Origin of the sequence: Paraburkholderia phymatum (genome assembly GCF_040965635.1) — a bacterium.
Lineage (GTDB): Bacteria > Pseudomonadota > Gammaproteobacteria > Burkholderiales > Burkholderiaceae > Paraburkholderia > Paraburkholderia phymatum_B.
Map to the genome: position 1 here is coordinate 310630 of NZ_JBFRCH010000002.1, position 17106 is coordinate 327735.

Here is a 17106-nt window from a genome sequence, read left to right on the forward strand (position 1 = left end):
CTCGTAAGCAGTGTATTCCTCCGTTAGAAGTGGAGAATCACACGCCCCGCCACGGCACGCGTATCGACAGCCTCCAGGCCGTTTGCCGCCTTATCGGCGGGCAACCGTAGCGCGATGCGCGGACGGATCAATCCCTTTTCGAAAAGCTCATGCAACTTCTGTTGTGCCAGGCCCACCCGCTTCGGCTGCCGGTCGCGATAGTCGCTCCACTGCAAACCAGATACCTCAATGTTCTTCACCAGCAGATAATTCGCCTTGATCTGAGAGATCTGGCCACCTGCAAAACCGATCACGACCGCCCTTCCGCACCACCCTAACGCTCTGATGGCGGCACCGAACACATCGCCGCCTAGCGTGTCCAGCACGATATCGACCCCGTGACCCTGCGTTACTTCGAACACCTGCTCACGCAGAGCTTCCCGGAGGTCCGGCATCGACAGATCGACAATATGCGACGCACCATCCGCACGCGCCTGCTCAGCCTGCTGTGGACGATTCACCGCAGCGATCGCTTTCCCGCCAAATGCCCGCACAAGCTGCAACGCCGCAGCACCGACGCCGCCGCTCGCTCCCGTCACAAGCACTGTCTCGCCAGCGGCGAACCGGGCGCGTTCCATCAACGCAAAGAAGGCGGTCTGGAATGGCAACCCCATCGCCGCGGCATCATCGAAAGGAATCGCACCCGGCAAGATCTCGCACCTGTCTTCCGGCACGAGAACGCGAGACGCGTAGGCCCCATATTCCATATGAGCGACGACGCGGTCGCCCGGCCTGATATGATGGACGGAAGGTCCGACTGTTACCACCACACCCGCTGCATCCTTTCCCGGCGTAAATGGCAATTGCGGCAAGTTCTGGTACTTCCCCCGGATCACAAGCAGGTCCGGATAGTTGATCGCGGAAGCGCGGACATCGATGAGAACGCTATTGTCTTTGACCTCAGGATCCGGAAGATCAGCAACTTCGACTTCGCCGGGTTCTCCAAATTTGCGTACTAGAACGGCCTTCATAGGTCACCGCCTTTTTTCTCATATGTCTGGAATGACGCTGCGTCCGCGCCGAGCCGTGGTGCATCGAGTGTTTCCTGCCGGGAGCGGAACTGTCTGTCGACGGGCACCGGCAGCGCCGGGATCGTGGCTCCATCGGCAAGTCGCACCGTCCTGTCGAACACGCCGCGTTGCGTGAAGTGCGTATCCGCAACTGCCTCTGCGAGGTCGACGACACGAGCCACACATGTGTCGGTTTCAGCAAATTTGTTCAGCCAGTAGGCAGCCGTTCTTTGCCGGATCGTCAAAGCAATACGATCTCTAACCTCGCCCCCCTCGCCATCGACTTCGGCTAGTTCGGGAACGCCCAGGGCATGTGTGAAATTGCGCCAGAACTTGTCCTCAAGTGGCGCGGCGGCCAGATATTGCTCGTCGGCCGTGACGTAAATCTGATAGCGCGCGGTTCCGCCCGTCACGAGCTCGGCCCCGGGGCGCGGCCATCCGTTGCCGGTGAACCCTTGCCCCAGTCCCCAATAAACAAAGGTGAAAAGATTGTCCGACATCGATATGTCGAGATAACGCCCTTGGCCATCGAGATCGCGCTGTCGCAATGCCAGCATGATGTTGAGCACGGCCGGATACGCTCCGCCCGCAATGTCGGCGACAAGCGCGGGAGGCAGAACTGGCGCTCCGTCACGGCCACGACTCAACCCCAGCAGCCCTGTCTCGGCCATGTAGTTGAGGTCATGCGCGGCACGGTTGGCCTTTGGACCGGACTGGCCATAACCGGTGATGGAGCAGTAGATCAACTTCGGATTGATCCGCGCGAGTTCGCTAAAGCCCAGCCCCAGGCGCTCCATTACGCCCGGCCGGAATTGCTCGACGAGGACATCCGCTTCGGCAAGCAACGGCAGTATTGATGCGCGACCCTCATCGGATTTCAGATCGACCGCGATCGATCGTTTGGCCCGATTGAGCAAGCCGAAATTTACGCTATCGTCGCCGGCCTTCGGCGTGTACGAACGCATGTCATCGCCGCCTGACGGCTTCTCAACCTTGATCACGTCCGCGCCCGCCTCGGCAAGCAGCAGTGTGCACAGCGGACCCGGCAGGAGCGTGCTGAAGTCGATAACCTTGACACCGGTTAAGGGCTGCTGGCTCATCTTTCGCCGCCTTTCGCACATTGATGCGCAACGTGAGCGCGGCGCGCTGGCATATAGGCAGCATCTCCAAGCACCTCGTATAGCCGCATCGAAACTTCGTAGTGGTGGCGCAAGCCTGTCCGGTGCAACAGGGCAATCGGACCTTCCGGATACCCGAGGCCGAGCCGCAACGTCATGTCGAGGTCGTCGGCAGTGGCCAGTTTCTCGTCGAGACGGCGCAATGCCGCGTTGTAGTACGGCCGGATCAGCCGGTCGACGATACGCCCGGGAAAATCGCCGCAAACGGCCACGCGAAACCCTGCCGCTTCGAACGCGGCCCGCGCGAGCGAGAGCGCTTGCGGATCGGTTGCCGGTTGACGCACGACTTCAATCAGGTTGCTCGGCTGCGCGTCTCCCAGTCGAAAGCGCGCGAACCCAACAACGTTGGAACCTTCGTTGCCGGCATTTTCGCCCGTGTGGGACCCGAGACATTCGCTGCCCAGTTCGATCGCGACAAACGGCGCATCCCTCGCCACCTGCGCGGCTTCGCGGAACGCTTCTCCTGCCTTGTCCCCGATGAAGACCAGCGACGGCCCCTGTGCTGCTGCTTCGAGAAAAGGATGGCTAGACGGAAACGAGCGGCTCTCGCCCGATTTCAGTACTTTGTAGGTCATGGTCATGCTCCGAACATTTTCGTATCGCCGTACGTATGGAAACCCTTGCCCGTCTTCTTGCCGAGCCAGCCCGCCGCAATCATCCGGCGCACAAGTGGAGGACACGCTGCGCGCGGCTCATTGGTCAGGTCGTACATCGCCGCACATAGCAGCTTTTGTGTGTCCATCCCGATAAGATCGAGCAGTTCCAGCGGCCCCATTGGGTACCCCAATGCCGTCTTGATGGCGACATCGATGTCCGCAGCTTCCGCGACGCCCTGTTCGACAAGGCGAATTGCGTCGTTGTTAAAGGGAATCAGGAAGTAATTCAGGATGAATCCCGGCGTGTCCTGCGTTCGAACGGGCTTCTGGCCCAGCGCCTGCGCAAAGCGCCACGCTTCTTCAAACGTTGCGTCGCTCGTCGTCAACCCGGCCGACATCTCGATCAGCTTCATCAACTGCGCGGGAAGACAGAAGTGCATGCCGACGAACCGGTCAGGCCGTCCCGACCCGCCCGCAATTTCAGTAATCGAGATAGTCGAGGTATTCGAGGCAAAGAGCGCATGGGGCGGGCACACCGCATCCAGCTGTTTGAAAAGCTCATGCTTCACCCGCAGGTCTTCGAATACCGCCTCGATAACGATGTCGCAATCGTGCAGGTCGGCGAGATCTGTCGTGCCATGCCAGCGGGACATGATTTCGGAAATCGAGTCGGCGGGAAGCTTGCCCCGTTGAGCTGACTTGTCCAGAAACGCCTTTGTCTGCGTGCGCGCATTACCGAGCGCGTCTTCGCGCGTGTCGTACACCTTCGTCACGAAGCCCGCTCTTGCAGCGACGATCGCAATGCCCGCGCCCATCGTGCCGGCTCCGGCAATGCCTACGGTCTTGATTGATGTCATCCCAGTCTCCTATTTCTGAATGAAGCTTCGACCGATGAGTTGCCGATGGACCTGATTGGTGCCCTCCCAGATCTGCGTGATCTTGGCATCGCGCATCAGCCGCTCAACCCGGTAGTCTGCGCAGTATCCATAGCCCCCGAACAACTGCACTGCATCGGTCGTAATACGCATCGCGGCATCGGACGCGCGCATCTTCAGTATCGATGCCTCGATCCCGAAATCGGATGCGCCGCTGTCGACCATTCCCGCGACCCGCCATAACAGCGACTCGCACAGCACCAGTTCTGCAGCCATATCGGCCAGCATGAACTGAATGCCCTGGAAATCGATGATCCTGCGGCCCGACTGCTTTCGCTCGTTGATGTATGCCGTCGCGTCTTCGAACGCAGCACGCGCGACACCGAGGGCATGGGCAGCCACGCTTGGCCGGGACCGGTTCAGCGAGCCGAACAGAATCCGCAAGCCGTCGCCTGGCTTGCCAAGAAGATTCGCACGCGGGACCCGGCAGTTTTCGAACGACAACGAAGCCGTGCTCGAAGCGCGTGTCCCCATCTTGTGCTCCGTGCCCGTCACAGTCAGACCCGGTGTTCCCTTCTCGAGCACGAGAACAGAGATGGCGTCCTTGCCATTGTCAATTTCGGACCACTTGCCGAATAGCAGATACAGATCCGCCACGTCCCCATTCGTAATAAATACCTTGTTGCCGTTGATGACAATATCGTCACCGTCCGGCGTGAATGTGGTTCGCATGCCTATCGCGTCGGACCCTGCACCGTTTTCAGTAATGGCCAGTGATGCAAGTCCGCCCTCCGCGATGCGTGGCAAAAGGCGCTTCTTTTGTGCGTCGGTTCCGTACTCGATGACGGGCTTGATAGCGTGGAAATTCGTTGCCCAGATGATCCCCGTCGATGCGCACGCTTTCGATATCTCGCGCACGCATGCGACGTAACAGGTGAATGAAAGCGGCGCGCCGCCATATTCCTCGGGGATGAACATCGCGTTCAGGCCGAGTTCGTTGATGGCGCGCACGTTGTCCCACGGGAACGCCGATGTGCGGTCGTAGTCGGCCGCACGCGGCGCAATCTGCTCGCGTGCGAGCGAGCGCACGCTTTCGACGATCATCTTTTCTTCGTCGTTGAGCGTGATGCCTACATCAAGTCTTTCAAGAACGTTCATGTTGGAGTTGCCCTGGTCGTTAGTGCCTGGAGCGTCAGAGCGCCATACCCTGCCCGCCGTCGAGATATAGCGTCTCGCCTGTCATGAACCTGCCGGAGAGCGTAAAGAGGAGGCGCACCAGTTGCGCGACGTCCTCGGCTACGCCCGGTCCTCCTGTCGGAATACGTTTCGCGAGGAACTGACTGAGCGGTCCGCTCGCGAGCGAATCCCGGTTAAGGTCCGTGGCGATGTAGCCAGGTGCGACGTTGTGAACTCGAATGCCCTCGCTCGCCCATTCCACGGCGACGCATCGCGTGATGGCGCCCACCGCTGCCTTCGACGCGCAATAAGCCGCATTGCGCTTCACGCCGAGCTTGTCGAAGAACGAGCCGATATTGACGATAGTCGCTTCACCGGTCTCGCGAAGGTGCGGATACGCTGCCTGGCTTGCGATGAGTACAGAGGTGGCGTTCGCGGTCATCACCGCTTCGAATTCCGAGACCGGCAGCGAATCCGACGGTCCCTCCCTGTGCAAACCGGCGTTGTTCACGAGCCCGACGAGCGGTCGATCCGCGCGCCGGACTACATCATCGACCGCCGCTTTCACCGAAGCCTGGTCGGTTACGTCGCATGCTGCGGCGATGAAACGGGCATGGATCTCCGCACTGGTGATGTCGCGCGCCGGTAAATCGCCCGAGCGCGAAAGGCAACCCACGGTGAAGCCTTCGCGCGCGAGGGTTTCGGCAATCGCCGCACCAATGCCCCTGCTCGCTCCAGTTACGATGATGCAACCTTCGTTCATTTCACTCATCCCTGAAAATTGCATTTCGCTTCTCGACGAATGCGTGCATGCCTTCCGTGGCATCGGCGGTCTGGAAGGCAAGTGTGGAGAGATCCGCCTCAATCTTCAGCCCTTCTTCAAGACTCGTCTCGCTCGCGCGCTGTATGGCTTCCCGCGCGAAGACGGAAGCGCAACGGCTGTATCCTGTGAACTGCCCGGCGAATTCGCGGCCGAGCGCGACGGGATCCCGTTCTTCCACGATCCGGTTCACGAGGCCAATGCGTTCAGCCTCCGCAGCATCGATGGTCTTGCCCGACAGCACCATCTCCAGTGCGCGTGCCTCTCCCACGAGACGCGGAAGCCGCTGCGTGCCGCCATAGCCGGGAATAAGCCCGAGCTTGATTTCAGGCAAGCCCATCTTCGCGTTCGGCGTGGCAATGCGAAACGTGCATGCCATCGCCAGTTCAAGACCGCCGCCGAACGCATAGCCGTGAATGACCGCAATCGACGGCATCGCTAGCCTGCCAAGCTTCGAGAACGTCGCCTGCCCGAGAAGTGCGCCTTCGCGCTGGGCCATGAGGCCTCGCCCCATCAGTTCCTTGATGTCCGCGCCCGCGCAAAACGCCTTGTCACCGCTTCCCGTGACGACAAGCGCCCGTGCACCTGACCGTCCCGCTTCGTCGAAGGCTGCCGACAGTTCCCTGAGCACCGCGAAGCTCAATGCATTGAGTGCTTCCGGACGGTTCAGTCGCACGGATGCGAGCCCGTCGCTAATATCGAGAGTGACCGACACTTCAACCTCCTGCCATGGCCTTGGCGCGATACCGGACAGGCTTCGGGGACAAGACTCCAGACTTCACCCATTCGATCAGTTCGCGCTTCAGAATCTTGCCGCTCGCGGTGAGCGGGAACGCATCGAGCAACACGAAGTACTCCGGCATGTCGTACTTCGACAGCCCCGCTTCCGCCAGATGCTCCAGCACGGCTTCGGCGCTCAACGGCACCGCCTCGGACTTTGCCACGACCGCGAGACACACCTTCTCGCCAAGGCGCTCGTCGAAGACAGGAAACGCCGCCGCCCGCTCGATACCTGCATGACGAATCGCGAGTTCTTCGATGCCCGCAGGAAAGATGTTGTGACCGCCCCGAATAATCAAATCTTTCTTGCGCCCGACTATTTGCAGGCAACCATCTTCCGTCAGAACACCGAGGTCGCTGCTCATGAACCAGCCGTCACGGTTGAACGACGACTCGGTTGCCGTCTGGTGGTTGAAATAGCCAAGCATCAGCACCGCGCCGCGCCCGCCGATTTCGCCGACTTCTCCGGGGTCAACCTCGACGTCGATGTCGTCCTGTTTGAAGAGCCTGATTTCGTATCCCTGGCACGGACGCCCGCAAGTCGACACAATCGTATCGGCCGAATCGGTCGGCCTCGTATAGTTGTGCGATCCGTTCTCCGTCATTCCATAGACGTTCTGGGGCGTCACGCCGAGGCTCATGAATTGTTGGGCGATATCACGCGGTATCGCCGCACCCGCCATGTAGAAGGTCTTCACGCGGCCAAGGGTCGTCTGGCCGCGTCGGCGCACTTCGCCCAAGACGTCCATCGCATGGGTCGGCACGCCCATCACGTAGTCGGCGCCTGTCTCCAGTATCCAGTCGAGACCTGCCATGCCTCTTTGCGGATCGGTCATGACCAGTTCGAGTCCCTTCACCAGCGTCTGCTCGACCGCAACCGTCGCAATATGGTGGCTCATAGGACTCAGCGTCAGCAGCCTCGTGTCCTGCGTATGCCCCCAGTCTGCCGCGAGTGCGCGACCGTTCGCGAGCAGTGTGTTGTCACTGTGCATGACGCCTTTGGGTGCCCCTGTCGTGCCTGATGTGAACGCGAGGTACACGATCTTGTCAGCGTCGAGATCGGGAGCCAGAAGTACCACTGGAGGCACGCGATCGGGAAACGGCAAGGCGGTGGCCTCCTCGGATTCCGACTGACGGTCGAAAATCATGGAAAGGCCCGGAATAGCCTTTGCGCGCTCGAAAATTGACTGCTCCCGCGCGTTCGCGCCATAGCCGCGCTCGCCAAACAGCGCCTTGCACTGGATGCGCTCAAGCAGAACCGCAATCTCCTCAACCGTATAGTTCTGGTGGAGCGACGGGGCGCAGACATAGCCGTTGCGCGAGCATGCGAGAAAAATGATCACGGTTTCCAGCACATTTGGAAGCCAGATTCCCACGCGATCACCCGGTCTCATTCCGCCCCGGTGCAGGGCTTCGGCAACGCTATCTACCCACTCTACAACCTCGCGCCACGTGAGTCTCCGGGTTGCGTCGCGCAACGCAAAGGCACCTGGCCGCTCGCGGGAGTGAAGGCGCGCGAGGCTATAGAGCGTATCCTGCTGCCACGCACCGGTGAGGTAGTACTCCCTCGCCTTCTGCGGGTTGTGAAGCGTCAGAATGTTTTGCATGACGTGCGTCCGATAGTCATTGAGCAGGCACGCATCAGTGGCCGAACTTGCTGGGATCGGGCTCACGCCGTTCGGCGAAAGCGGCGGCGAGTTCAGCGTGTTCATCAGTCTCGAGATAGCCACGCAGCAGCAGATCGTGGGACATTCTCGACAGTCCGCTCACACCACCGTGTCGCGCGTTGAAGGCGCCCTTGATGGACGCCAGGGCAAATGCCCCGCGCTGGGCGATCTCCAGAGCGTACGCTCGTGTTGCGTCTTTCAACTCGTTATCAGGCACGACCTTGTTGATCAGGCCCATTTCAAGGGCTTCACGCGCGCTGATTTTCGGATTGCGATACCAGATATCCTTTGCGCGCTTCTTGCCCACCAGATCTTCCAGATACCACGTGCCATACCCGGCATCGAAGCTGCCGACCATCGGTCCAACCTGACGGAACACGGCGCTTTCCTTGGCAATAGTCACATCGCATACGACCTGCAGCACATTGCCGCCACCGACAGCGTAGCCATTCACCGACGCAATCACGGGCTTCTGCAGGCGATCGATACTTTCGTACATTTCAAGCGTGGGCAGCACGCCGGCGTACAGCAACGAATCCTCCATGCCGTCTTTCCGGCCACCTGTGCAGAAGAACCTGTCGCCGGCACCCGTGATTACAATCACGCGTGTTCGAGTCTCACGACGGATCTCGTTGATGCAATCGCGAATCTCATGACACATCTTCTCAGTGAACATGTTCCCATCGTCGGGACGGTTCAGCGTAATGGTGCCGATCGGTCCGTCTTCCTGATACAGAATTTCTTCGAACTGCATGTCTCTCTCCTGTGGAATGGGTTTAGATAATCTCGCGCTCGCGGAGCCCGGCTATACATATGTCCGACATGCCGAGCCTTTCGCGCAATACACGCTCCGTGTCAGCGCCTAGTGACGGCGGGGCACGCCGATGCGTCTCGCTATTGCCATCGAAGCGTATGCCGAGGCCAACTTGCGGCACCTTGCCCGCCGCGCTTTCTGCGGCATAGAACAGGCGCTCTTCGAGCAGGTGACCATCCTGAACAAGCTGGTCAACCCGATTGATCGGACCTGCGGGAATGCGATGCTCATTGAAGAGACCGAGCCAGTACTCGCGGGTACGGGTGGCAAGCAGTGCCGCGATGGTGCGAACGATGCGTGCGCGTTCCTTGCGACGGCTGGCGTTGCTGTCGAACGCTTCCGATTGGCCAAATTCGGGCTGACCAACCGCTGCCCAGAACCGATGCCATATCGCGTCGTTACCAAGGCCCAGTGTGATCGGCTCGTCAGCCGTGTCGAACACCTGATAAATCGCGATCACCGAATCGCGACCACCGGAACGCGTAACCTGCTCGCCCGAACCGAGATAGGGAACAATGCGTGGTGCCATGAACCGGACCATGCTCGCCAGCATCGAGACATCGATACCCTTGCCGAGACCCGTTCTCTGGCGTTCGAACAGCGCAGCGACCGTTGCTAGCGCGACATCCTGTCCTGCAAGCAGGTCCGCTGCGGGCGTGCCAACCTTCTGCGGACCGCAGTCCTTCTCGCCCGTCAGGTCCATCACTCCGGAATAGCCTTCTGCGATGAGGTCGTAGCACGGCAGGTTGGCCCTCGGCCCATTCGAACCAAAGCCCGTCAGTGCAACGTGGATCAACGAAGGAAACTTCGTTCGGAGCGTCGCGAAATCGAGGCCGAGTTTTCGCTGCACATGCTGGACCATGTTGACGACGAGCACGTCGCTCGATGCCAGAAGGTCATCAAGAATGCTCCGGCCTTCGGGCTGGCTAACGTCAAGGGTGACGCTCTCCTTGTTGCGGTTCATGCTGAGATACCAGAGCGACTCGCCATGCAGAAACGGAGGACCCCATGCGCGCGTATCGTCTCCAGCGCGAAGACGTTCAATCTTGGTCACATCGGCACCGAGGTCCGCGAGAAGCTGGGTGCCGTAAGGCCCCGCAATTGAAGTAGTCAGATCCAGCACCCGTACCCCCTTCAGGAGTTCAAGTCCCGAGGCCGTCTTTACGATGGGTAATGTATCGATCGGTGTCATCGTCGTCTCATTTGGCGTTTGGCAGCTCTACTGCGACTTCCGTGCCAGTCGTGAGCGAAACCTACGCAAAGGCCCACCCGACAAGGCTTCCCGCCATCAATGGCTGCCCTTCCCTCTATAACCTGAGGCGAAATCGTGTCTTCTGCAAATACACATTGCGACAGGGCCTGTGTTTTTCGACTACACTTTTATCGAGCGAATACACAAAATGGAGGAGACATGGACCAGCCCTCTACGGGCGTGCTGGTGCTCGATAACGCCGGTCAGGTGCGGTTCGCAGCGGGACTCGGCAGCGATACGTCGGTGATTGATGCCATTACCGCGCTCTGGCGACGCCGGTCTGTGACACCGTTGAAGCGTCTCGTCGCGCTCGATTCGTCAGAACAGCCGTTGACTGTCGCAACGGTCAGCACGGCACAAGGGGCGTGCTTTCTGCTCTTCCAGGCCGCGCAAGGTGACGAGCTCACCGAATTCATTGCGAGTGTCGATTTCTCCGACGACATCCTGCGCCATTTCGTCACGAACCCTTTTGAAGCCGTCACGGTCGTCGACAAGGAAGGGACGCTGCGCTACATCAGCCCTATCCACGAGAAATTCTTCGGCTTGCGTCATGGCGAAGGTGCGGGTCGACCCGTAACGGAAGTCATCGAAAACACCCGGCTCCAGGAAGTCGTCAGGACGGGGAAAGGCGAGATCGGCCAGGTGCAGGAAATGAATGGCGTGACGCGCGTCGTTACCCGTACGCCAATCTTCGACCGCAGCCGCAAGTGCGTTGGCGCCATCGGGCAGGTCATGTTCAAGGGCCCCGAATCAATCGAGCGACTAAGCTCCGAGTTGGCGCGCGTGCGTCAGGAACTCGCCTTCTACAAGCGGGAGTTGTCGGGTATCCGCAATCGCGCGTATGGTCTCGATCAGATAGTAGGGAACAGCGATGTAGTGCGCCGTTTGAAGGAGGACATCATTCGCGTAGCGCCGCTGGACGTACCTGTTTTGCTGGTCGGGGAAAGCGGTACAGGTAAGGAACTCGTCGCTCACGCGATTCATCTGCTGAGCAGTCGCAATGACAAGCCTCTCGTCCTGGTGAATGCAGCCGCGATGCCCGCGAATCTCGTGGAAAGCGAACTGTTCGGATATGAGGGCGGTGCGTTCACTGGCGCTGACAAGAAAGGACGCAAAGGGAAATTCGAGCTTGCCGACACTGGCAGTCTGTTTCTCGACGAGATTGGCGACATGCCGCTCGAAATGCAGGTCAAATTACTGCGGGTCTTGCAAGATGGCACCTTCGAGCGCGTTGGCGGCGACCGTGCAAAGCACTCCGACTTTCGCCTGATATCCGCCAGTAACCGCAATTTCGATTCGATGATCAAAGAGAAGATATTCCGTCTCGATTTGTTCTATCGCATCAGCGCCGTCACGCTGCGCCTGCCGCCTTTGAGGGAGCGTCTGGACGACATCCCCTTGCTTGCAGAAAAGTTTCTCACGGACTTTGCAAGGCGTCACGGCGTCCCCAAAAAATCGGTCAGCCCGGAAGTTGTGCGTCATCTTCAGGCGCGTGCATGGCCAGGGAACGTTAGACAACTACAGCATGCGATCGAACGGGCAACAATCTTCAGCGATGGAGAATGGCTTTCCGTCGAAAGCTTCGAAGGTGTCGCAACAGACAGCACTTCTGTTTTGTCTGTCGAACACACCGCGACGACAACTGCACCACTGGCAAACGGTGACGTACGATCAGCGAAAGAAAAGGTTGAATCGGACCTCATTCTGGAAGCCATGGAAAGGCACAAGGGAAACAAAAAACGCGTCGCCGAGGTCCTGGGGATGTCGCGCTCCTATCTCTACAAGCGTCTGAAAGAACTGAACATGGCGTAGGTTCTGTTTCCCAGGTGTCCAACGCTCACATCGGAAGCTAAGGCTGTCAGGCCGCGTCGCGAATCATGTCGCGCACCCAAGCGCTACGGATAGCAGCGGACGTGCCGAGATAACTGCCTGGTTATCGTGGGAATCACCCACTCTACGATGGGTCGTCGGACCGGTGTCGAGCCGTCGCACTTTCAAGGGCAGGTATACAGAGCCGAACGAGCATTCCATATCGTCCTTCGAGGGCAAATGATCGGCCGGTGCGGACACTCACCGAGTCGCACCGGTACCCTTCGATGCATGACCGCGTGCGCGACGACAGCCGCTCCGGTATTGACGACCATGCAGACCGCAATATCCGTGTCTCAAGTTTTGACAAGCAAGTGCCGTTAATCAGTCGCAATCGAATGGGTTGCCCACCGTCATAACCGTTCGGCGCCGTCGTCTCTCGATCCGAAACGACTGAATTTGAGAGTAGGCCGCTGTATCGCGGACGATGTTCGAATACCGAGCGGACTTTCGCAAACAAGAAAATAACGCTACTCCAGAATGATTAAAAAACTGTCCATTTCGGTGATGTGTTTGGCCATGTTGGCGGGCTGCGCAGTGTCGCCAACGATGTCACTAACGAAGCAGGAACAACACGAGCTCGGCGAGGTGAGCGGCACCCTGTTCATCCCGCAAAACAGTCTTATGGTGACGGTCACGCCGACGAACCCGGGGGCGACCGGGCTGCTCGGCGCTTTGATTGCAGCAGGTATCGATTCGGCCAGACGCGCGAACGCCGAATCGAATGCAGCGCCGATGTTCGAGCAGCTCCGGGACTACGATTTTCGTGTGGTTATGAAACAGGCGTCCAATGAGGCGGTTGCGAAGCTTCCCGACATCAAGTTCAGTGCTCCGCTTGACGTAGACACCGTCAGCTCGAGCTCGCAAAAGCGGATCGTTTTCGATAAATCGACGGCGAGCGCGGTCCTGTTTGTCGAGGTTGCCTATCAGTTGCAGTCAGGAAACCTTTATGCTTCGGCCAACGCAGTCATGTTTCCAAAATCCGACAAGCTGATGCAATTCCGCAAGAAGCCAAGCGAGGCAGATCCGCTTGACGCGGGGAATGCGATATATCGGCAGACGTTCAGGTTCAGCAAGCAGAATGTTGCCGCGGCCGACATCAAGAGCGACTTGACAGAAGCAGCGCAGAGCCTCGCATCACAGCTTGCTGCCGACCTCAATCATCCTCTTTAAGTCGGCCAGCCAGATGATGGACTGACTTCTCCCTGTTATCAATGAGTGATGCGCGTTTGTGTCACGCACGCTCATCGACGGACGGGGAGTTGCCGATCTTCCGGAATTCGCGGTCGCAGATCTGCGCTGGCGAGCGAAGGTCCCAGAAGGCCGTAACGCGACGGGCATTTCTAACCGGTGAAGGTCCGCTATCCGAGTGCATTTGACGTTCCAACGTCCGTCTGAGAGCGCTCATACAATCGGCGGGAACTGGCCGACTGCCGTCTGGCGAATTCCGTCCCGATCGATTCGAAGCAGGTCTCGTCCGCGTCAGGGGAAAGCAGACGCTACTGATGCCTCTCCAGGAGGTATTTGTGCACGAACGCTATCGCCATGCTCCCCTCGCCGACGGCAGATGCAACCCGTTTGATTGGGCTCAACCTCACACCACAGGCAAATATTCCTGGGACACTCGATTCGAGCAGGTAAGGATCCCGAGTGCGCGACCAGCGTCCAGCCTTGACGACATCGTCGCCCCTCGGTTGCCACATTGTGGAATGCATCGGGGGCACGCGCCTTCGGCGAACGCGGCGTGCGACTGGTGACGACCGCGACGGTCTACAGCATCGTGCGAGTTGCCTCGATCTGAGGACGCTTGGTGGATAAAATAGGATGTCCGCATGGGGAGATCATCATGCCAATAGTGCTAGTCCAGCAGTTTCATAAGGTCGAAGACAAGTTCCAGAAAGTGGGGGAGCCGAACGAGCTCGATGTGACCGACGACGAGCGGGATCAGCTCGAGCGCGCAGCGGATGTCGTGTATCTGGGAAGCCTCGACGGCTATTTCGCGCTTGCCGCCGGGGAGGAGTAACCCGGCGACACTCGGGGCGCTGGCGCGCCCCGCACCGTAGACAGGGCCGACGCCCCGCGTAAAACGCGCCATTCGTCCGGGGAAGCCATCATGCCGAAAGAGTGCTAGTCCAGCAGTTCTATCAGAACAATGGCGAACTTTTCGTGGAGCTAGGCGGGCCGCGGGAGGTCAACATGACTGATGCCGAACTCCACCTGCTTGAAAGCGCTCAGGAGATCATCTTCCTGGACGACCATGGCCGGGTATTTCGCCCTTGCCCCCGAAGGCGAGTAGCCCACAGGAGATCGGCGATGGTGACCTTTCTGATGACGATCATTGCGGCCGGTGTAGGCGCATATCTCTGCACCTATCTGCGCGAAAAAGGTAAGAATCTCGCAAACAAGGTCTCAAGAACGGCAACTATTGGCCGACTGCGTCCCCCGACCGGGCAGGATGATCGTCTCGGGCGCGCGCATCATGCAAAAGACATAAAGCGACCCATTCTTGCCCTTCGATTCCGCGGCGCATCAACGGCAGCTGTCAGACCCAAAGAAGCCATAACCCGTTCAATATCGGCTGGCAGATGTTCAGCCCATCAGATCCTGTCTGTCCGGGGCAATGTGCAAACGTTTGTTTTTCCCCGGTGACTTCAGACTCCGCCCGATACGCCGTTATTCATCACGTAAGGAGTTCATCTGCTGTATCGCATGCAAGGAGACATCGGGAGGATGCATTGGGACCCATCGTCGTTTACCAAAGCCGCGGAAAGCTCGCCACCTTGCTACTCGGCTCATTTCTCTTAGTTGTCTTGTGTGCACTGTTGCTGGCACGAAATCCGGCCTCGATGAGTGTCAGATCGACGATAGCAGTAGCTATAGCCATCCCGTTTTTCGGCACTTGCGGTTTGTTCGTGCTATCCCGGCTGCTGCGGAGAAAGCCCGCAATTATCATTAACAATGATGGACTCACCGATCAGGCGTCGGCTGCGTCGGTCGGATTAATTCGATGGTCCGACATTACAGAAGCGAGGATTATCATTCTGACCTTCCGCAGTTCGCGACAAAAGTATCTGGGTGTCTCGCTACGTAATCCGAACGACTATCTGGCAAAGTGCGGCCCGCTGGCTCGGGCAATATTGCGGAAAAACGCAAGCCTTAGTGGATATGTTGTGAATATCCCACAGGCGGCTGTGTCTGTGGGACTCGAAGTAGTCGTGGCACATATGGAGTTCTATCTACAGCAGCGCGGGGGCAGCTAGGGCCATTCCGAATTAGGCGACCCTCCGGGCCAAGTATCAAATCGCCTGGCCGCCTGTCAGTTGTCCGCAACCGTCGACTCGCCGGGTGGCATCGGCCAATGACCGGCCGCTGTCTGCCGTCAAACTGACATCCCCTGTACACCTACCAGACACGCCCAATGCTGGGCGTCGGCACGGCAGCGTGGCTGGACGCCTATGCGCAGCTGTACGGCCGGGCTGAGCGAAGCCTGTTCGCCGCGCTTCAGGCAGGCGACACGGACATGAATACGCTCAAGCGCGAATTTATCGTGCGCTTTGGGCTGACCGCCCGACAGTTCAACGCGGTGCGCATCGGCCTGCAGGGCAAGGTCGACAGCATCGTCGCGCACAGAAAGGAGCGCGCAGCATCCCTGACGCAGCGGATCAAACGTGCCGCCACCGTGATCGCCCGGCTCGAAAAGCAGGCGCCAGGCAGTACGAAGCTGCACCAGAAGCGGCGACGTCTGGGGATTCTCGAGTCGAAGATCGCCCAGATCCAGGCGGACCAGGAGGCTGGTCGCGTGCGGCTGTGCTTTGGCTCGCGCCGGCTCTTCCGTGCGCAGTTCTCGCTCGCGCAAAACGGGTATGCAAGCCATGCCGAATGGCGGGAGGAGTGGCGCGCGCGGGCGCGATAGCCAGTTCTTCGTGATTGGTAGCAGGGATGAAACGGCGGGCAACCAGTCGTGCCAGGCCAGCGTCGAAGACAATGGTTCGCTCACGCTAAAGCTGCGCCTCCCGGATGTGCTCGCTGCTGAAAGCCGTTACGTCACGATTCCTGGTGTGCGGTTCGCCTATGGCCATGAGGACGTCGTGAAGGCGATCCTGTCGAGCCAGCGCATCCAGACGACATCAAGGGACGGCAGGCCTGTGTGGAAGCGCACCGGCACCGCGATCAGTTACCGCTTCCTGCGCGACGGTAAGGGATGGCGCGTGTTCGCGAGCGTCGATGTTGCGCCACCGGACCGAGCGAGCCATCGCCTGTGCGGTGCAATCGGCGTGGACATCAATGCAGATCATCTCGCCGTGGCTGAAGTTGATTCATCGGGAAACCTCATGCGCAGCTGGCGCATCGATCTCGTCACGTATGGCAAGCGCACGGAGCAGAACCGGGCACGGATCGGCGACGCATGTGTTGCGATTGCGGAACTCGCCCGCGCGGCCGGCAAGCCTGTCGTGCATGAGGCACTGGACTTCGCAACGAAGAAGGCGGAGCTCGAGGCGACCGACGCGCGCTACGCACGCATGCTTTCGTCGCTCGCGTATGGCCAGATCATGGCGGGCCTGGACAGTGCATGCTTCCGCCGCGGCGTCGAGACGATCGAGGTCAACCCGGCGTGGACGTCAGTGATTGGGGGGTCAACTACGCGAAGCGGCACGGGATATCGATACACATGGGCGCCGCATGTGCGGTTGCCCGAAGAGGTCTGGGATTTTCTGAACGCCCGGCAGCGCGCAGCGGCATTGTGCGCGCGCAGGAGGGGCCACGTCACCTTTGCGCTACCCGTGAGGAATCGTGCAAAGCATGTGTGGTCGCACTGGGCCGGCGTGAGGAAGAGGCTGAGAGCGGCGCATGCAGCGCATGTCCGGTCGGAGGGGGTGCGTTCATGCGCCGATCCGCACCACTGGCCCCGGCAACGCGGCCAGTGGTGCCATCCTGACATCCGGGGCGAGATTCCCTGGCGCGAATCCGTCATCAGCACTGCTCGGGTGACGTCCTGATCATGTTTGCGCATGCTTGTGCAGCTTTGATCA

17 protein-coding genes and 1 pseudogene are annotated in these 17106 nt (G+C 59.5%); 7 read left to right on the forward strand and 11 right to left on the reverse strand.

Features of this window, described 5'->3' with window-relative positions:
- Positions 1-23: 23 nt before the first annotated feature.
- Genes AB4Y32_RS04815 through AB4Y32_RS04860 form a run of 10 tightly spaced genes read right to left on the reverse strand, consistent with a single transcriptional unit; the run spans position 24 to position 10147 of the window.
- Positions 24-1010 (reverse strand): NADPH:quinone oxidoreductase family protein, encoded by a 987-nt coding sequence (locus AB4Y32_RS04815; protein ID WP_368720226.1) that lies wholly within the window; start codon positions 1008-1010, stop codon positions 24-26.
- On the reverse strand, positions 1007-2149 hold the full coding sequence (locus AB4Y32_RS04820; RefSeq protein ID WP_368720227.1) for a CaiB/BaiF CoA transferase family protein: 1143 nt from the start codon (positions 2147-2149) through the stop codon (positions 1007-1009). Before AB4Y32_RS04820 ends, AB4Y32_RS04815 begins: the two co-directional genes overlap by 4 nt.
- The gene (locus tag AB4Y32_RS04825; protein ID WP_368720228.1) at positions 2146-2802 is read right to left on the reverse strand and encodes a 3-hydroxyacyl-CoA dehydrogenase family protein; all 657 of its coding nucleotides are present in this window, start codon (positions 2800-2802) and stop codon (positions 2146-2148) included. Before AB4Y32_RS04825 ends, AB4Y32_RS04820 begins: the two co-directional genes overlap by 4 nt.
- Before the next feature lie 2 nt (positions 2803-2804).
- Positions 2805-3680, reverse strand: coding sequence for a 3-hydroxyacyl-CoA dehydrogenase family protein (locus AB4Y32_RS04830; RefSeq protein WP_368720229.1), 876 nt, complete (start codon positions 3678-3680; stop codon positions 2805-2807).
- Between the two features lie 9 nt (positions 3681-3689).
- Entirely contained in the window at positions 3690-4856 is a 1167-nt protein-coding gene (locus AB4Y32_RS04835; protein ID WP_368720230.1) for an acyl-CoA dehydrogenase family protein, read from the reverse strand.
- Positions 4857-4890: 34 nt separating this feature from the next.
- Entirely contained in the window at positions 4891-5637 is a 747-nt protein-coding gene (locus AB4Y32_RS04840) for an SDR family NAD(P)-dependent oxidoreductase (RefSeq protein WP_368720231.1), read from the reverse strand.
- A 1-nt stretch (position 5638) separates the two neighbouring features.
- Entirely contained in the window at positions 5639-6409 is a 771-nt protein-coding gene (locus AB4Y32_RS04845; protein ID WP_368720232.1) for an enoyl-CoA hydratase/isomerase family protein, read from the reverse strand.
- Between the two features lies 1 nt (position 6410).
- Positions 6411-8081, reverse strand: a complete 1671-nt coding sequence (locus tag AB4Y32_RS04850; protein ID WP_368720233.1) for a class I adenylate-forming enzyme family protein — start codon at positions 8079-8081, stop codon at positions 6411-6413.
- 34 nt (positions 8082-8115) lie between these two features.
- Positions 8116-8895, reverse strand: a complete 780-nt coding sequence (locus tag AB4Y32_RS04855) for an enoyl-CoA hydratase-related protein (protein ID WP_368720234.1) — start codon at positions 8893-8895, stop codon at positions 8116-8118.
- A gap of 22 nt (positions 8896-8917) precedes the next feature.
- Positions 8918-10147, reverse strand: a complete 1230-nt coding sequence (locus AB4Y32_RS04860; RefSeq protein ID WP_368720235.1) for a CaiB/BaiF CoA transferase family protein — start codon at positions 10145-10147, stop codon at positions 8918-8920.
- A gap of 219 nt (positions 10148-10366) precedes the next feature.
- Here AB4Y32_RS04860 and AB4Y32_RS04865 point away from each other — a divergent pair, with 219 nt between their 5' ends.
- Positions 10367-12019 (forward strand): sigma-54 interaction domain-containing protein, encoded by a 1653-nt coding sequence (locus tag AB4Y32_RS04865; protein WP_368720236.1) that lies wholly within the window; start codon positions 10367-10369, stop codon positions 12017-12019.
- Positions 12020-12556: 537 nt separating this feature from the next.
- On the forward strand, positions 12557-13249 hold the full coding sequence (locus tag AB4Y32_RS04870; RefSeq protein WP_368720237.1) for a hypothetical protein: 693 nt from the start codon (positions 12557-12559) through the stop codon (positions 13247-13249).
- Positions 13250-13575: 326 nt separating this feature from the next.
- Here AB4Y32_RS04870 and AB4Y32_RS04875 read toward each other — a convergent pair.
- Positions 13576-13764 (reverse strand): annotated as a pseudogene (locus AB4Y32_RS04875) (FAD-dependent oxidoreductase); the annotation flags it as partial.
- Between the two features lie 158 nt (positions 13765-13922).
- Between AB4Y32_RS04875 and AB4Y32_RS04880 the strand changes: the two are divergent.
- From AB4Y32_RS04880 to AB4Y32_RS04900, 5 genes are all read left to right on the forward strand, one after another.
- Complete coding sequence (locus AB4Y32_RS04880) at positions 13923-14099, forward strand: hypothetical protein (protein WP_368720238.1); 177 nt, start codon at positions 13923-13925, stop codon at positions 14097-14099.
- A 173-nt stretch (positions 14100-14272) separates the two neighbouring features.
- Positions 14273-14725 carry a hypothetical protein gene (locus tag AB4Y32_RS04885; RefSeq protein WP_368720239.1) on the forward strand — a complete coding sequence of 151 codons (453 nt, stop codon included), beginning with the start codon at positions 14273-14275 and terminating at the stop codon, positions 14723-14725.
- 86 nt (positions 14726-14811) lie between these two features.
- Positions 14812-15336, forward strand: a complete 525-nt coding sequence (locus AB4Y32_RS04890; protein WP_368720240.1) for an STM3941 family protein — start codon at positions 14812-14814, stop codon at positions 15334-15336.
- 158 nt (positions 15337-15494) lie between these two features.
- Entirely contained in the window at positions 15495-15989 is a 495-nt protein-coding gene (locus tag AB4Y32_RS04895; RefSeq protein ID WP_368720241.1) for a hypothetical protein, read from the forward strand.
- A gap of 10 nt (positions 15990-15999) precedes the next feature.
- Positions 16000-17073, forward strand: coding sequence for a hypothetical protein (locus AB4Y32_RS04900; RefSeq protein ID WP_368720242.1), 1074 nt, complete (start codon positions 16000-16002; stop codon positions 17071-17073).
- The last annotated feature ends 33 nt before the right edge of the window (positions 17074-17106 follow it).

Coding starts and splice junctions, on each gene's coding strand:
- AB4Y32_RS04815 (WP_368720226.1), bottom strand. CDS start 1,010: ATGAAGGCCGTTCTAGTACGCAAATTTGGAGAACCCGGCGAAGTCGAA.
- AB4Y32_RS04820 (WP_368720227.1), bottom strand. CDS start 2,149: ATGAGCCAGCAGCCCTTAACCGGTGTCAAGGTTATCGACTTCAGCACG.
- AB4Y32_RS04825 (WP_368720228.1), bottom strand. CDS start 2,802: ATGACCTACAAAGTACTGAAATCGGGCGAGAGCCGCTCGTTTCCGTCT.
- AB4Y32_RS04830 (WP_368720229.1), bottom strand. CDS start 3,680: ATGACATCAATCAAGACCGTAGGCATTGCCGGAGCCGGCACGATGGGC.
- AB4Y32_RS04835 (WP_368720230.1), bottom strand. CDS start 4,856: ATGAACGTTCTTGAAAGACTTGATGTAGGCATCACGCTCAACGACGAA.
- AB4Y32_RS04840 (WP_368720231.1), bottom strand. CDS start 5,637: ATGAACGAAGGTTGCATCATCGTAACTGGAGCGAGCAGGGGCATTGGT.
- AB4Y32_RS04850 (WP_368720233.1), bottom strand. CDS start 8,081: ATGCAAAACATTCTGACGCTTCACAACCCGCAGAAGGCGAGGGAGTAC.
- AB4Y32_RS04855 (WP_368720234.1), bottom strand. CDS start 8,895: ATGCAGTTCGAAGAAATTCTGTATCAGGAAGACGGACCGATCGGCACC.
- AB4Y32_RS04860 (WP_368720235.1), bottom strand. CDS start 10,147: ATGACACCGATCGATACATTACCCATCGTAAAGACGGCCTCGGGACTT.
- AB4Y32_RS04865 (WP_368720236.1), top strand. CDS start 10,367: ATGGACCAGCCCTCTACGGGCGTGCTGGTGCTCGATAACGCCGGTCAG.
- AB4Y32_RS04870 (WP_368720237.1), top strand. CDS start 12,557: ATGATTAAAAAACTGTCCATTTCGGTGATGTGTTTGGCCATGTTGGCG.
- AB4Y32_RS04880 (WP_368720238.1), top strand. CDS start 13,923: ATGCCAATAGTGCTAGTCCAGCAGTTTCATAAGGTCGAAGACAAGTTC.
- AB4Y32_RS04885 (WP_368720239.1), top strand. CDS start 14,273: ATGACTGATGCCGAACTCCACCTGCTTGAAAGCGCTCAGGAGATCATC.
- AB4Y32_RS04895 (WP_368720241.1), top strand. CDS start 15,495: ATGCTGGGCGTCGGCACGGCAGCGTGGCTGGACGCCTATGCGCAGCTG.